A 15,390-nucleotide genomic window follows, 5' to 3' on the forward strand; every position below is an offset into this window, starting at 1 on the left:
TGTCAATAGTTATTTTTATTGTCAAAACGGTGAAGAAGATGTATATTTAAATGAGAATGATAATCAATAACGGTTGATTATAAGGAGTGAACGTGCATGACACACCATGAACTTTTTGATGTGACAATTATCGGCGGGGGACCGGCTGGCCTTTACTCGGCCTTTTACAGTGGACTAAGAGAAATGAAAACAAAGCTGATTGAATATCAGCCAAAGCTAGGCGGGAAGCTTCACGTTTATCCTGAAAAAATGATTTGGGATGTGGGCGGACAAACTCCTGTGGCTGGTGCAAAGCTTATTGAACAGCTTGTTGAGCAAGGGCTGACGTTTGATCCAACTGTTGTTTTAAATGAGAAGATTGAATCCATTTCTCGCTTAAAAGATGGTATTTTCCAGCTAACGAGTTCTTCAGGTGAACATCATTACTCTAAAACTATTATCCTTGCTGTCGGAGGAGGTATTTTAAACCCGCAAAAGCTCAAAATTGAAGGAGCAGAACGATTTGAAGTAACAAACTTAAACTATACAGTTAAATCTCTGCAGCATTTTAAAAATAAAACGGTGATTGTTTCCGGTGGAGGCAATTCAGCCATTGATTGGGCAAATGAGCTAGAGCCCGTTGCTAAAAAAGTGTATATTACGTACCGAAACAGCGAACTAAATGGTCATGAAGCACAAGTGAGACAATTAATAAATAGCTCAGCTCGGTGTCTGCTTAACACATCTATTACAAAATTAGTGGCTGATGCGACGCATGAATTTATAGAAAAAGTTGAACTGACTAATCATCAAACCGGTGAAATTGCTTACTTGCCCATTGACGAAGTTATTATTAATCACGGCTATGAAAGAGACACAGAGCTGTTAAAGGGCAGTGAACTACATATCAAAACTATTGATGACTATTACATCGCAGGTAATGCAGCAAGCGAAACGTCTGTAGAAGGCGTGTATGCAGCGGGAGATATTCTCATGCACGAAGGAAAAGTCCATTTGATTACAGGTGCTTTTCAAGACGCTGCTAATGCCGTAAACAAAGCAAAAAAATTCGTTCAGCCCTCTGCTGCTAAGGCGGCTATGGTTTCTTCTCATAATGAAGTATTCAAAAAACGTAATTCAGCACTAATTAAACAAATGATGAAGTAAAGCGAGGTGCAGGGTGCATGTCGCTTCTTTCTCTACGGTGGAATTATCTACATGGAGAGGCAGGGAACGAAAAAAGAAAAGAGAAATATAATAAAAGAAAACGCTTACATTTTTCGGAAATGACATAGTGCTTGTGTGCATAAGGGGGAAGCCGTATGAACGAAAAAGAGAAATATCAGTTTGAAACAAAAGCCATTCACGCAGGGTATGAATCAAAACATCATTTTGATAGCTTAGCTCCGCCTATCTATCAAACGTCTACATTTACATTTTCATCTATAGAACAAGGTGCAAACCGGTTTAGCGGAGCAGAAGATGGTTATGTATATTCCCGGTTATCGAATCCAACGGTCACCATTTTAGAAGAGCGTATGGCACAGCTTGAAGAAGGAGAAGCCGCTTTGGCATTTGGATCGGGAATGGCTGCAGTATCCGCTGTATTGATTGGACTTACAAAAGCAGGCGATCATATTTTATGTTCTAAAGGAGTGTATGGATGCACATTTGGTCTCTTAGAAATGCTTGAGGAAAAATATCAAATCCATCATTCTTTCTCCCACTTGGAAACTGAGGAAGAAATTCTTGCTGCTATCAGAAAAGATACAGCATGTATTTATATTGAAACACCGATTAACCCGACTATGACTTTAGTAGATTTAGAGTTAGTTGCTTCTATCGCTAAACAAAAAGGAATTCCTGTGGTAGTAGACAATACCTTTTCAACTCCTTATTTGCAACAGCCGCTGAAGCTTGGGTGCGACTTAGTCATTCATAGCGCAACAAAATTTATTGGTGGACACGGAGATGTTGTAGCAGGAATTGTAGTAGGGAACGAAGAAGTTATTTCCGTACTGCGCAAAACGACGCAAAAAGATATCGGAGGCATTCTTTCACCGTTTGATGCTTGGCTATTACTCCGAGGCTTAAAAACGCTGGCCGTTCGAATGGATCGTCACTGTGAGAATGCTGAACATATCGCAAAACAATTAAGTCTCCACCCCAAGGTGAAAGCCGTTTATTATCCAGGTGATAAAAAAAGCACTGCTTATTCTCTCATGCAAAAGCAAATGAAAAAAGGAGGGGGGCTTCTCTCCTTTGAAGTGAAAGGAGGTTATGAAGAAACCGTAAAAGTGGTTAATCAGCTTAAGCTCATTTCTATTGCGGTGAGTCTTGGAGATGCTGAAACACTTATTCAGCATCCTGCCTCGATGACGCATGCAGTTGTGCCGGAACAAACTCGGAAAGAAATGGGGATTTCAAACGAACTCCTTCGTTTATCAGTTGGACTGGAAGCATGGGAAGATATTATGAGAGATTTACAGCAGGCATTAGATAGTATATAACAAACGTTCAAACAACGCTTGAAGTATCTTAAGGATATTTCAGGCGTTGTTTTTTGAATATCAACCGCATGTCATCACTCATACATCCTTTTTTGCGAATAGAACTTTACCTACATCTTTAGACAAATGTCCTAGACAGAAGAGATGCCTTTCAATAGACTAAAGGTTATCTGTAAAAATACAATATTTAGGTGAGGAAGGTGCTCTGCTATTATGCTTCATAACCCAACTGGAAAAAAACGTCTAGGATTGGCGTTTCTCCTCAGCACGCTTGCGATATTAGGTCCCCTTAATATCGATATGTATTTGCCAAGTTTCCCTGCTATTGCTGATCATTTAGATGCGCGAGCTTCACTTGTTCAGCTTAGTTTAACATCGTGTTTATTAGGCCTTGCCATTGGTCAAATCGTGATCGGTCCAATCAGTGATGCGAAGGGACGAAAACGGCCTTTACTTATCTCCATCTCTTTATTTATGATATCGTCCTTGCTCTGTGCTTTGGCTCCTACTATTACAGCTTTAGTCATCGCACGCTTTTTACAAGGGTTTACGGCTTCGGCAGGAGTTGTTCTTTCTCGAGCCATTGTCAGAGACGTTTTTAGTGGAAGAGAGCTTACGAAGTTTTTTGCTCTGTTAATGGTTATCAATGCCTTTGCGCCAATGATAGCACCAATGGCCGGAGGTGCTATTTTACTTCTTCCTTTTGCAAGCTGGCATACTATTTTCTTGTTTTTAAGTTTAATAGGTCTTTTAATTGTTCTAACAATCTCAATGCGTTTAAAAGAAACTTTGCCAATTGAAAATAGAACGCCAAGCTCAATTGGTCATTCCGTTCGCACGATGGGCAGTTTATTACAAGACCGTTCTTTTATTGGGTATGCCTTAATTGTCGGACTGGTCCACGGAGGAAGCTTTGCTTATGTATCAGGCACTCCATTTGTCTATCAAGGGATCTACCATGTTTCTCCGCAAATTTTCAGCATTTTGTTTGGGATTAACGGCTTGGCCATTGTGACTGGAAGCTTTATTATAGGGCGCTTTAGCGGAATTCTTCATGAAAGAAGCCTGCTTCGCATTGCCGTGATTACGGCTGTAAGTGCTACTAGCGTACTTCTTATCATGACCATGCTTAAAGGGCCGCTGGCTACGATTGTTATTCCCATTTTTATTTACATGATCTCTATAGGAATGACGATCACAGGCTCGGTGACATTGGCAATGAAAAATCAAGGACATAGAGCAGGAAGTGCGAGTGCCGTGTTAGGCATGCTTCCGCTAACTTTAGGATCAATTGTTTCTCCTTTAGTGGGTATTAACGAAACCACAGCGATTCCGATGGCTGCTATTTTATTTAGTACGGCGCTTTTAGGTTTTGTAGCTTTCTTTACGTTAACTAAAAACAAGAAAGAAACAGAAAAGTGCGAAGTTAATGAGTTTAAAACGGAGGTTTCTCCGTAATCACTTTTTTGATTGTTTGAAAGCATCACTCCTTTGTGAAAATGAGTGGTGCAAATTTATTCAAGTATTGGATAATATATGCTAACCTTAGGGCATGATCGAAAGGAGTGGATAATAATGAGTAAAGTAATTCCTGAAATAACCCTTAATGACGGGGTAACCTTGCCTGCTATAGGTTTTGGTACATATAAGCTTAACGGAAATGAAGGAGTCAACGCTATAACGAGTGCGATTGATGTAGGGTATCGTCTAATTGATACAGCTTATAATTACGAAAATGAAGGCACCGTGGGCCAAGCTCTTCGAAGAACACCGGTTTCTAGACAAGAACTATTCGTTACATCTAAACTCCCAGGGCGCTACCATATGTATGATAAAGCAATTCCTACTATCCAAGAATCTTTATATCGCGCGAATTTAGACTATTACGATTTGTATCTTATTCATTGGCCTAATCCTAAACAAGATCATTATGTAGAAGCTTGGCAAGCATTGATTGATGCGAAGCGCTGGGGCTTAATTCGTTCAATTGGTGTTTGTAATTTTCTTCCCGAGCATGTTGAGCGCTTGGAAAAAGAGACCGGCATTTTGCCAAGTATCAATCAAATAGAACTGCATCCTTTTTTTAATCAACATCAATATCGAAATTGGTATCAGGAGAAAAACATTCAAATTGAATCTTGGAGTCCGCTAGGGCGAGCAAGTGCTGTTTTAGAAAATGAAACAATTAAACAAATTGCCGGCCGTCATAATAAAACAGTTTCACAAGTAATTTTGCGATGGCATTATCAGCTAGGAGCGATTTCAATTCCAAAATCGTCATCTCGCAAGCGGCAGCTTGAAAACATATCCATTTTTTCATTTTCTTTAGATGAAACTGAGATGAATATGATTTCAGAATTAAATCGCGAGGATGGAAGACTTAATAATCAAGACCCCTCTGCTTATGAAGAATTTTAATTATAAAGCCTCACTTACTTTTTAAGTGAGGCTTTTCTTCTATTATGATTTTTAGTTATTTAAGCTTGAAAATAGTCCGTTTAGTTCTAACGATTGTAGAAGAAAATGTGTTAAAATATTCCGAAAAAAGGAGTGGTGAACCATGGGAAAAGTAGTAAAAGCGATTCAAGACGAATATCCGGATGATTTTGCATGGTGTTACGGATGCGGCCGATTAAATCAGGAAGGCTATCATTTTCGGACAGGATGGTTAGGAGAAAAAACCATTACCCTTTATACACCTAAGCCTGAACATACAGCTATACCAGGATTTGTTTATGGAGGACTTCTTGCATCACTGATTGATTGCCATGGAACAGGCTCTGCTTCTCTTGCTCTATACCGTAAAAATGGCTACGAAATAGGAGATTCAGCAGAGCCGCCGCGATTTGTTACCGGTTCTCTCCACGTGGATTTTAAAAAACCAACGCCGCAGGGTGAAGTACTAAAAGCAATAGGAACGGTTGAAGAAATTCACCCGAAGAAATGGAGAGTTAAAACAGAAGTATACGCGAGTGACATCATTGTTGCGACCGGAGAAGTTGTAGCAGTTGTTATGCCAAGTACGTTTAAACAAAAAGAAGACTAAAAAATGTAAAACAGTTACATAAAAAGGGAGGAAAAGGTATGGGTAAATGTAATTTAGACCACTCGGTAGAAGATGTACAGCAGAAGTTTAACTCGCAGTCACAATGGCTGCCAGAAGATATTCGCTCGTTATTTCATGAGTTTCTCGTACGAAATCCTTCGCAAACAACATTAAACGAGATGTTTCATTTGCTGAAGAAATATGATTTGGTTGATGAACAAGAAAGAAAAGAGCGAGATCGAAAAATCAAATGGCTGATATTAAATAAAGAAAATACGAACAACTAGAAGCAACTACATGCAGTAAACCTACGTTTACGACCACAGTGAAAAAGTCCGAACGAGTTGGATTCTCCATCAAGAATCTCGCTTCATCGTTCGGATCTTTCTTCAGATAAAATGCTTTTACCCCAGCCTCTTTTTAACGAGATTAAAAGTAATCACCACCACTTAAACCCGTCGTCTTCTAACAAATGATTTGAAGCCGCTGGTCCCATCGTACCCGCAGGATAAAAATGAAGAGGAAAACGTTCATCATTAAAAACTTCTAAAATAGGTTGCACCCATTTCCAAGATAATTCAACTTCTTCCCAATGAGCAAAAAATGTGGAATCTCCCTGTAAAGCATCAACTAACAGCAGTTCATAAGCTTCGGGTACTTCTCTTTGATTTGTTGAGAAATTGATAAAAATAGGTTCGATTTTATTATCATTCAAAGGGTTTTTGCTGTTTAATTGCAGTGATATACCTTCATTTGGGCTGATTTCGACAACCAAAAGGTTGGGAATAACTTCTTCGTCTGTATAAACATCCTTTAAAGGATGTTTAAATTCAATGACGATACGCGTGCATTTTTTACTCATTCTTTTTCCTGTGCGAAGATAGAAAGGTACTCCTTTCCAAAGCTCATGATCAATCCATACCCGCACTGCTATAAATGTATCATTAACGGAAGCAGCATTGATGCCGGGCTCATCTTTATATCCTATAACGGAACGATTTTGGATTTTTCCCGCTTCGTATTGACCTCTTATGACGTTCGAATGGATAAACTCTTTTTGTAGAGGACGAAGGCTTTTCATAATTTTTATCTTTTGTTGGCGAGTCTTTGCGATGTTAAGTGTCTTTGGCAGCTGCATGGCAGTCATCATAAGCATTTGAAGCATATGGTTTTGGAGCATATCCCTAATTGCACCGGCCTGATCATAGTAAGGCGCTCTTTCTTCTACACCAACTGTTTCACTAGCTGTAATTTGGACATTTGCAACGTAGTGATGATTCCATAGTGCTTGTAAAATAGGGTTTGCAGATGCTAAAGCCTCCAAATTTTGGATCATTGGTTTTCCTAGATAGTGGTCGATACGATAAATCTCTTCTTCATTGAACGTTTCAGTAAGCTTTTGATTTAACACTTGAGCAGATTGTAAATCGTGTCCGAAAGGCTTTTCGATAATAAGACGTTTCCAGCCTTTTGTAGATCCTAATCCGCCGCTGTTTATATTTGAAGCAATGACGTCTACAAATTCAGGAGCCACTGATAAATAGAAAAGACGATTTTCAGGAATATTTAATTCTGCTTCGCCTTCTTGAATAGCATGCAGCAACTGGTCATATCCATCACTATTGGTAACATCCATTTTATGATAGCGAACTGTCTTAAGAAATTCTTTTATCTTGGATTCACCTTGTCTAAAGCGCCTTGAAAAAGTCTTTACTGATTCTTCTACATATATTTGAAAGGCATCATCAGACCAGTTGCTTCTATCCGTACCAACAATAGAAAAGGAAGAAGGAAGCTTTTTATCTAAAAATAAATTATATAACGCAGGAAAAATTTTTCTTTTAGCTAAATCTCCTGTTGCTCCAAATAAGGTAAAGGTCATGGAATCCACTTCTAACGCTTGTGGTGAATGAGACTTGAGACAATTATCACGTGAACGAGCTACACTGCCCAATTGATCTCCTCCTTTATTTTAACGGTCTATTGCAGTGAATATAGTCTTTTACCACCTTTACAGATTACAGTATAGCAGGTACAATTTTCCTTTATAAGTAGACACTTTATTTTCATATAGTGTCTAAAACTATACTATTACGCATAAAAAGGGAGGAAAAAGGATTGAGCAGACTTTTTAGCAAAACGTTTAACTGTGAAAAGGAATTAACGTTAACGATTATTGGAGGCAAGTGGAAAATGCTGATTATGTGGCACCTAGGAAAAGAAGGGACGAAACGATTTGGGGAGTTAAAGTCCATGATGCCGGGAATTACTCAGCGAATGTTAGTAAGTCAGCTGCGAGAATTGGAAGAAGATCAAATCGTTCACCGAAAAGTCTATCCGGTTGTCCCTCCAAAAGTTGAATATTCCTTGACTGAACACGGGAGAAGCTTGATGCCCATCCTTGAGAGCATGGATGAGTGGGGAAAAAATTATATGGAAACCGTTATAGAGCCTGAAATGAATAATTCCAGCCATATGGGTTAAAATCTTTTGGTGAGAAGGATAAAACCACCCTTATTATTCAGAATTTTCTAAAATAAATACAAATGATACGCTGCATTGAAGCGTCCATAGTATATTTTTAGTGACTATATGTTTTAAAAGTGCCTACTTTTTTTTTGAAAGTAACGGTTTTACAATGAATTCATGCTAGATAACCCCATTTAATGAAGGAGTGAAGTAAGTATGGAACTTCAATTAGCATTGGATCTTGTAAATATTTCAGAGGCAAAAGAAGTAGTGCAGGAGGTTCAAGAGTATATCGATATTGTAGAAATTGGAACTCCAGTTGTAATTAACGAAGGGCTAAAAGCAGTCAAAGAAATCAAGGAAGCTTTTCCGTCTTTAAAGGTATTAGCTGATTTAAAAATTATGGATGCAGGTGCTTACGAAGTAATGAAAGCTTCTGAAGCGGGTGCTAGTATTATTACGATTCTTGGCGCTACTGATGATTCGACTATAAAAGGCGCTGTAGAAGAGGCCAAAAAACAAGGAACACAAATTCTTGTTGATATGATTAATGTAAAAAACCTTGAGCAACGTGCAAAAGAAGTCGATGCGCTCGGTGTTGACTATATTTGTGTACACACAGGGTATGATCTTCAAGCTGAAGGAGAAACCCCGTTCGAGCAGCTTCAAACGATTAAACGAGTTGTAAAACATGCAAAAACAGCGGTGGCAGGAGGTATTAAACTGAATACACTTCCTGAAGTCGTGCAATCACAGCCGGATCTTGTGATTGTAGGCGGGGGGATTACAAGTGAAAAAGACAAAAGAAACGTTGCAGAAGAAATGAAAAAAGTAGTCAAACAAGCAACTTTGGTCTAAAAATAAGCAAAAGTATTTAAGCCTTCAAAATTAATTAATCGGTAAATGGTTTAAAAAGAAGATAGCTAAGTTATTTTAGCTATCTTCTTTCCGTCATTTTTGATATAACCATTCATTGATAAGTGTCATTTTGACAGATAGATAGTTTCTTTAAAATTCGTTATTCGAAAGAAAAAGACGGCAGTTTTTCTGATATTTTAAAGTTAAGAAAGCGTTATCCGAACATTAGCGGAAGAAAGTCTAAAAAAATCTATGTCACACTTTTTAACAAAATACTTTGAAAATTATGAATCTTAAAAATATAATTAACTATCGACAATATTTAACATCTTCAAACCAAAAAAGGAGGGAGATATAAAGTGATGGAACATAAGAGGATAGTAGTGATAGGAGCTGGAATTGTCGGGTGCAGCATTGCCTACTATTTAAGTAAAATGGGGCAAAGAAACATAACAGTGATTGAGCAAGGCCCTTTGTTCGAAACGGGAGGATCTACTTCTCACGCTCCGGGGCTTGTATTTCAGCTTAGCTTTTCAAAAGTCCTGACAACACTAGCTTCTCAAACAGTCGAGACCTTTAAAGAGTTGAGTACAGATGAACAGCGCTCGTTTTATCCTGTCGGCAGTTTAGAAGTTGCCCGTACACCAGAGCGATTAGAAGACCTAAAGAGAAAGGCTGGTGTTGCCAGCTCATGGGGAATCGAAGCTCTTCTTCTTTCACCGCAGGAATGCGCGGAAAAAAATTCGTTGATTTGTCCTGATCGTATTTGCGGAGGTCTCTATGTTCCTTCAGACGGTATTGCCAAACCTTTGCATGCCGTTGATAAAATGACTCGTTTTTCTAAAGAGTGCGGAGTAGAATTTTACGGTCATACAGAAGTGACGAATATCGAAGTGACAAATGGTCAAGTAAAAGCAGTGTACACGAGCGCTGGAAAATTTGAAGCAGATGTAATCGTGTGCTGTGCCGGATTTTGGGGACCTCGCATCGGAGAAATGGTCGGTGTAACAATTCCTCTTCAGCCGATGGCTCATCAATATGTGTTTACAAATGATTTACTTGAATTAAACGGAGAAACGGAAGAAGTCGCGACTCCTCTTATTCGAGATCAAGATAATGCAATTTATTTTCGTCAGGTAGACAAAGGGCTTGGGATTGGATCATATCAGCATGAGCCGTTTCCAATCGAACTCAGTGACATTACAAAATACGGAGAAACAAAAGAAATGCCTTCTGTTAAACCTTTTACACCAAAAGATTTTGAAAAACCGTGGGAAGATGCATTGGAACTAATTCCGGCATTAAAACAGCCAGGAATAAAAAAAGGAATGAACGGCATTTTTTCCTTCACACCTGATGGGATGCCGCTGCTTGGCGAATCACAAGCAGTAGGGGGATTTTGGGTAGCCGAAGCCATATGGGTAACGCACTCTGCAGGTGTCGCTAGGCAAATGGCTGAATGGCTGATGAATGGTGCACCGACTGTGGATTTGGAGCTATGCGATATTAATCGTTTCGATACGTATGCATGCAGCCCTGTTTATTACAAACAGCGGTCTATTGAAGAATATGAAGAGGTTTATAGCATTCATCATCCATTTATGCAGCGAAAAGTATCGCGAAACATGCGCGTAAGTCCATTTTATATGCGTCAGCAAGAACTAAAAGCGTATTTTAACGAAAAAGCAGGGTGGGAGCAGCCGCAGTGGTATGAAGCTAACTATCCGCTTATATCCACATATGAAAAGAAGATGGTTATAAGAAAGGGGTGGTCGGCTGAATATTGGTCACCGATTATCGAGGCTGAACAGTTGCATACTCGTCAGTACGCGGCGATTTACGATACAACGGCAGCAAAGAAAAGGTTGGAAATTAAAGGGGAAGGAGCTCTCCAGTTTTTACAGAAGCTAACGACAGGAAATATAGACATTACAGTAGGGCAAAGCATACGTACGTGTATGTTGCATGAGCGAGGCGGCATAAAAGATCAAATAATGGTTATTCGCAAAAATATATCCACTTTCTTGATTGTTTGTACGGGAGCTGTAGAAGCAAGCTGGATTCAAAAACACGTGCCTCAAAACGGTCAAGTTGTTTTTCAAGATGTAACGTCAGGGACATGCAGTATAGCATTAATTGGTCCTAAAGCTACAGGAGTAATGAAGTCCGTGGTTCAATGCTCAGAACTTAGCAGCACTTGGATTGAAGGGCAAGCGAAAACCTTGTTTATTGAAAAGAGTTCAGTTCTTGCTCTGCGTGATTCCTACGGGGGAATGGAGAGCTGGGAGTTGATTACGACTTCTGATCAAGGTCTGAATTTATGGGATGTATTAATTGAGCAAGGACAGCCTTATCAGCTGATTGCCGCGGGAGACCGAGCTCTTGAAAATCTTCGAATTGAATCTTTTTCGTTAAAAAGCGGGAAAGACTTTTGGAGCGAGCATCATCCATATGAAGTTAACCTTCATGAAATGGTTGATTTAACAAAACCAGTTTTTATTGGAAAAGAGGCATTGCTTGATCGTCAGCGAAAAGATTCTGAAACAGTATTAGCGACGCTCATATTAGATGATCCTTCAGCGATAGTAATGGGATATGAACCGGTCTTTTATGGAGAAACAGCCCTCGGATTTGTGACAAGTGCCGGCTATTCATACAGCTTAGGAAAAGGAATTGTACACACTTTATTATCTCAAGCTGTACATGAAGAAATGGTTTTAGAAGTTGAATACTTTGGTCAGCGTTATAAAGCAACAATGATGACACACTCCCCAGCGGTAGTTTAATTGATCAATCGAAAGACAGGAGGAATGCAGATGTCAACACATTATGATGTCATTATTATCGGATTAGGAGCTATGGGGAGTACGGCTGCTTATCAGCTCGCCAAAAAAGGTCAGCGGGTATTGGGGTTAGAACAATACGGTCCCGCTCATGACCTAGGATCGAGTCACGGCGGTTCTAGAATCATTCGACAGTCGTATTTTGAAGACCCTGCTTACGTTCCATTATTGCTTCGCGCCTACGAATTATGGAATGAAATTGAAAGAGAAAGCGGTCAAGAAATTCTTACGGTTACCGGTGGACTTATGATGGGACCTCCTGATAGCTTGACGGTTTCTGGAAGCATCGAAAGCTCTAAACAGTGGAATCTTGCGTATGAGATTCTAGAAGCAAAGGATATTTACAAACGGTTTCCGGCGTTTACACCTTCACCTGCTACGGTTGCTCTATATGAAGAAAGAGCTGGATTCGTTAGGCCGGAAGCGAGCGTATATACTCACCTTCTTCAAGCAGAAAAGTACGGAGCTGAGCTTCATTTTTTTGAGGAAGTGGTGTCGTGGGAAGCTCATCCTTCTGGTGAAGGCGTGCGCGTTATAACAGCTAATGGAGTATATGAAGCTGGAAAAATCATTATTTCTGCAGGCGCTTGGGCACCTGATTTATTACGGGATTTGGGTGTTAGCTTACAAGTAGAGCGTCATGTGCAAATGTTTTTTGAACCAACACAAGGAATAGATATTTTTTCAGTGGGAAAACAGCCGATTTATATTTGGGAAGCAGATGATTATGTACAGTTGTATGGTTTCCCTTCGTTTGGATTAAAGGCTGAAGGAGCAAAAGTGGCGTTTTTTCGAAAAGGAACAGCGTGTACGCCGGAAACGATTGATCGAAATATATATGAAGACGAAGTGAACATGATGCGGCACTATCTAGCTCAAGGTATTCCACAGCTTAACGGTCGATTTTTACAAGGGAAAACGTGCATGTATACCAATACACCAGATGAACATTTTGTCATTTCACTGCATCCTGAATATCCTCAAGTAGCGATTGCAGCTGGATTTTCTGGACATGGTTTTAAGTTTGCAAGCGTAGTAGGAGAGATTTTAGCAGATTTAGTGATGGAGGGAAAAACTAATCACCCAATTGATTTGTTTACTCCGCAGCGATTTGCGGCGAATAAAATAGTATAAATCGTCGTCAGCTCTTGCGAATGGTTCTATTTAAATGTTTCTAGAGAAGCGAAGGAGGAATAGTAGATGGTTATGGAACATGGTTTAGTGAATGATAATGGGAGACTTGAGCCCACGTTGAGAGGAGAGCTGTATACATCTTCGGACATTTTTAAGTTAGAAAAAGATCATATATTTTCTAAATCATGGAGTTTAGTTGCATTTGAATACGAAATAGCGGAACCAGGACAATATATTACGACGAGAGTTGAAGGCGAAAATATTTTAATTACTAGAGGAAAAGATCACGTGCTGCGTGGATTCTTGAACGTATGTCGGCATCGAGGAGCTAAGCTGTGCAGCCAAGCATCCGGTAAAGCAGGTGTTATTCGCTGTCCATATCATTCGTGGAGCTATAGCTTAGATGGTGATTTAGTGGGTGTTCCTAACACAAGCCGCTGTCGAGAAGAACTCGTGCATAATGAAAATTACGGACTAACATCCGTTCACATTAAAGTGTGGCACGGCATGGTTTGGGTTAATTTATCTGACAATCCTATATCTGTTGAATATCAGCTAGACGCACAAATTTTTGATCGTTTTGGAGAACTTTATACGTTTGCTAGATATGAAATTCAAAACTTGAAATCCGCTCATCGTGAAGAATATGAAGTCGAGGCAAACTGGAAGCTTATTGTAGAAAACTTTCAAGAGTGCTATCACTGTTCCTCTATTCATCCTGAACTTACGGCAACGCTGCCTGAATTTCGTTCAGGAGTCGGCACTCAAAGTTCCGTGGGAGGCGGAGCTAAGTTTGGGAATGAATTAGAAGCTTTTTCAATCAGCGGGAAAGGAAGCCGTCCTATGCTAAAAGGATTGCTTCCGGAAGATGACCGCACGTATTTTGGCATTACCGTTCTGCCGCTTGTATTTATCAATTTAACACCGGATCACGTTATTATTCATCGTATTATTCCAATTAGTGCGGAAAAGTCTAAAGTGATTTGTGAATGGTTATTCGACCCGGAAGAAATGGCTAAGCCTGATTTTGACCCAAAAGATGCCGTGGAATTATTTCATCGCGTTAATTTACAAGACTTTGAAGCGTGTGAGTGGTGTCAAGAAAATATGAGCTCAAAATCTTATAAAGAAGGAGGTATTTTAGTACCTATCGAACAGCACGTTTCTCAATTTTACAATTATGTATTGGAAGCAATCGGTATGAAGGTCGAATAGTAAGTAGAAGTGGTCTGACACGTTACCTTGAGGTGTCAGATCACCTCTAACAATCTACTTTAAAAAAAGGGGGAAATAAATTGAGTACAAGCTCTAAACTAACAGAACCCATTATCCGCGTTACCGATGTTTCAAAAGTATTTGGCCGTCAACAAGAACAGGCTCTTAAGCTACGAGAAGCTGGAGAAAGTAAATATGAAGTCGAACAAGCTACTAAGACAACCGTTGCTATTTACAATGCTCATTTCGAAGTGAAAAAGGGAGAAACCTTTGTGTTAATTGGATTATCAGGAAGCGGGAAATCTACTTTACTTCGATGCTTGAACGGGCTTGTAGAACCGACAGAAGGGACGGTATATCTAGAAAACACAGATATTTCTCATATGCCAAAAAGACAGCTTCAGGAAGTCCGGAGAAATAAAATTGGGATGGTCTTTCAAAATGTGGGCCTCCTTCCAAACCGCACCGTGATTGACAACATTACGTTCGGTCTAGAGATACAAGGTGTATCAGCAAATGAAAGAGAAAAGCGAGGGAAAAAGGCTCTTGAAATGGTGGGCTTAAATGGACAAGCTTATAAAAGAATTTATGAATTATCAGGAGGTATGCAGCAGCGGGTTGGACTAGCGAGAGCTCTTGCTTCTGAACAGGAGATTTTGCTGATGGATGAGCCTTTTTCAGCTTTAGATCCTCTTATTCGAAGAGATATGCAAAAGCTATTTCTTGATATTCAGGGAGAAGTACAAAAAACAGTTATTTTTGTGACGCATGATTTAGATGAAGCATTAACTTTAGGCCACCGGGCTGCCGTGATGAAAGACGGGGAAATTGTACAACTTGGAACCGCTGAAGATATTTTAAGTCAACCGGCAACCGGTTATGTAAAGCTGCTTGTTCAAGACGTTAATTACGGCAAAATTCGCCTTGCTAAAGACGCGGTGGTTCCGGTAGAAACGGCTGCCTATGAGTATGAATCACCGCAAGTCGTATTAAGAAGAATGAGAACCAATCATTTATCTACTATTTTTGTTCTTGATAGTGCTGACCGCTTATTGGGCTTAATGAGCATTTATACGGTGATGGAGCTGATAGAAGCTCATAAGCATGATTTAAAAGGCAAAGAAATGACACAGCCCCATTGTGTTAATCCAGATATGTCTTTACAAGAAATGATTCCTTTATTTACAGACAGTCATTCGCCTGTAGTCATTGTTGATAATCATCATCGCCTACAAGGTATGATTTCCCCAAGCACTCTTATTGCAAATCTCACTGAACGTACTGCAGTGACTGAGCAACAAGAAGTTAAGTCATATCAAATGGAGGTCCGATAAAT

Annotated in this window: 13 protein-coding genes; 12 read left to right on the plus strand and 1 reads right to left on the minus strand. The window is 39.6% G+C overall.

Annotated elements, in window-relative coordinates:
• Window positions 1–96 precede the first annotated feature (96 nt).
• From OK414_RS07505 to OK414_RS07530, 6 genes are all read left to right on the plus strand, one after another.
• The gene (locus OK414_RS07505; protein ID WP_016763555.1) at window positions 97–1,146 is read left to right on the plus strand and encodes an NAD(P)/FAD-dependent oxidoreductase; all 1,050 of its coding nucleotides are present in this window, start codon (window positions 97–99) and stop codon (window positions 1,144–1,146) included.
• Window positions 1,147–1,301: 155 nt separating this feature from the next.
• A complete protein-coding gene (gene megL, locus OK414_RS07510) occupies window positions 1,302–2,489 on the plus strand; it encodes a methionine gamma-lyase (RefSeq protein WP_263045400.1) in 1,188 nt (395 codons plus the stop codon).
• A 213-nt stretch (window positions 2,490–2,702) separates the two neighbouring features.
• Complete coding sequence (locus OK414_RS07515; protein ID WP_016763558.1) at window positions 2,703–3,947, plus strand: Bcr/CflA family efflux MFS transporter; 1,245 nt, start codon at window positions 2,703–2,705, stop codon at window positions 3,945–3,947.
• Window positions 3,948–4,064: 117 nt separating this feature from the next.
• A complete protein-coding gene (locus tag OK414_RS07520; RefSeq protein ID WP_263045399.1) occupies window positions 4,065–4,907 on the plus strand; it encodes an aldo/keto reductase in 843 nt (280 codons plus the stop codon).
• Between the two features lie 142 nt (window positions 4,908–5,049).
• Window positions 5,050–5,535: a PaaI family thioesterase gene (locus tag OK414_RS07525; RefSeq protein WP_034653271.1), complete on the plus strand. Its 486-nt coding sequence runs from the start codon at window positions 5,050–5,052 to the stop codon at window positions 5,533–5,535.
• A gap of 38 nt (window positions 5,536–5,573) precedes the next feature.
• The gene (locus tag OK414_RS07530; protein WP_013082444.1) at window positions 5,574–5,822 is read left to right on the plus strand and encodes a hypothetical protein; all 249 of its coding nucleotides are present in this window, start codon (window positions 5,574–5,576) and stop codon (window positions 5,820–5,822) included.
• A gap of 152 nt (window positions 5,823–5,974) precedes the next feature.
• On the opposite strand, the gene zwf is transcribed toward OK414_RS07530, so the two are convergent.
• Entirely contained in the window at window positions 5,975–7,489 is a 1,515-nt protein-coding gene (gene zwf / locus OK414_RS07535; protein WP_263045398.1) for a glucose-6-phosphate dehydrogenase, read from the minus strand.
• A 164-nt stretch (window positions 7,490–7,653) separates the two neighbouring features.
• On the opposite strand from zwf, the gene OK414_RS07540 reads away from it, so the two are divergent.
• The 6 genes from OK414_RS07540 (at window position 7,654) to OK414_RS07565 (ending at window position 15,388) form a co-directional block, all read left to right on the plus strand.
• A complete protein-coding gene (locus OK414_RS07540; RefSeq protein ID WP_013056244.1) occupies window positions 7,654–8,019 on the plus strand; it encodes a winged helix-turn-helix transcriptional regulator in 366 nt (121 codons plus the stop codon).
• Between the two features lie 201 nt (window positions 8,020–8,220).
• Window positions 8,221–8,862 (plus strand): 3-hexulose-6-phosphate synthase, encoded by a 642-nt coding sequence (gene hxlA / locus OK414_RS07545; RefSeq protein ID WP_034653267.1) that lies wholly within the window; start codon window positions 8,221–8,223, stop codon window positions 8,860–8,862.
• Between the two features lie 362 nt (window positions 8,863–9,224).
• On the plus strand, window positions 9,225–11,648 hold the full coding sequence (locus OK414_RS07550; protein WP_034655247.1) for a GcvT family protein: 2,424 nt from the start codon (window positions 9,225–9,227) through the stop codon (window positions 11,646–11,648).
• A gap of 30 nt (window positions 11,649–11,678) precedes the next feature.
• Window positions 11,679–12,839, plus strand: a complete 1,161-nt coding sequence (gene solA / locus OK414_RS07555) for an N-methyl-L-tryptophan oxidase (RefSeq protein ID WP_205662553.1) — start codon at window positions 11,679–11,681, stop codon at window positions 12,837–12,839.
• 66 nt (window positions 12,840–12,905) lie between these two features.
• Window positions 12,906–14,054, plus strand: a complete 1,149-nt coding sequence (locus OK414_RS07560) for an aromatic ring-hydroxylating oxygenase subunit alpha (RefSeq protein ID WP_047930880.1) — start codon at window positions 12,906–12,908, stop codon at window positions 14,052–14,054.
• 80 nt (window positions 14,055–14,134) lie between these two features.
• On the plus strand, window positions 14,135–15,388 hold the full coding sequence (locus tag OK414_RS07565) for a quaternary amine ABC transporter ATP-binding protein (protein ID WP_034653264.1): 1,254 nt from the start codon (window positions 14,135–14,137) through the stop codon (window positions 15,386–15,388).
• The last annotated feature ends 2 nt before the right edge of the window (window positions 15,389–15,390 follow it).

The organism is Priestia sp. JV24, assembly GCF_025910025.1.
Lineage (GTDB): Bacteria > Bacillota > Bacilli > Bacillales > Bacillaceae_H > Priestia > Priestia megaterium.

Coding starts and splice junctions, on each gene's coding strand:
- OK414_RS07505 (WP_016763555.1), top strand. CDS start 97: ATGACACACCATGAACTTTTTGATGTGACAATTATCGGCGGGGGACCG.
- megL (WP_263045400.1), top strand. CDS start 1,302: ATGAACGAAAAAGAGAAATATCAGTTTGAAACAAAAGCCATTCACGCA.
- OK414_RS07515 (WP_016763558.1), top strand. CDS start 2,703: ATGCTTCATAACCCAACTGGAAAAAAACGTCTAGGATTGGCGTTTCTC.
- OK414_RS07520 (WP_263045399.1), top strand. CDS start 4,065: ATGAGTAAAGTAATTCCTGAAATAACCCTTAATGACGGGGTAACCTTG.
- OK414_RS07525 (WP_034653271.1), top strand. CDS start 5,050: ATGGGAAAAGTAGTAAAAGCGATTCAAGACGAATATCCGGATGATTTT.
- OK414_RS07530 (WP_013082444.1), top strand. CDS start 5,574: ATGGGTAAATGTAATTTAGACCACTCGGTAGAAGATGTACAGCAGAAG.
- hxlA (WP_034653267.1), top strand. CDS start 8,221: ATGGAACTTCAATTAGCATTGGATCTTGTAAATATTTCAGAGGCAAAA.
- OK414_RS07550 (WP_034655247.1), top strand. CDS start 9,225: ATGGAACATAAGAGGATAGTAGTGATAGGAGCTGGAATTGTCGGGTGC.
- solA (WP_205662553.1), top strand. CDS start 11,679: ATGTCAACACATTATGATGTCATTATTATCGGATTAGGAGCTATGGGG.
- OK414_RS07560 (WP_047930880.1), top strand. CDS start 12,906: ATGGTTATGGAACATGGTTTAGTGAATGATAATGGGAGACTTGAGCCC.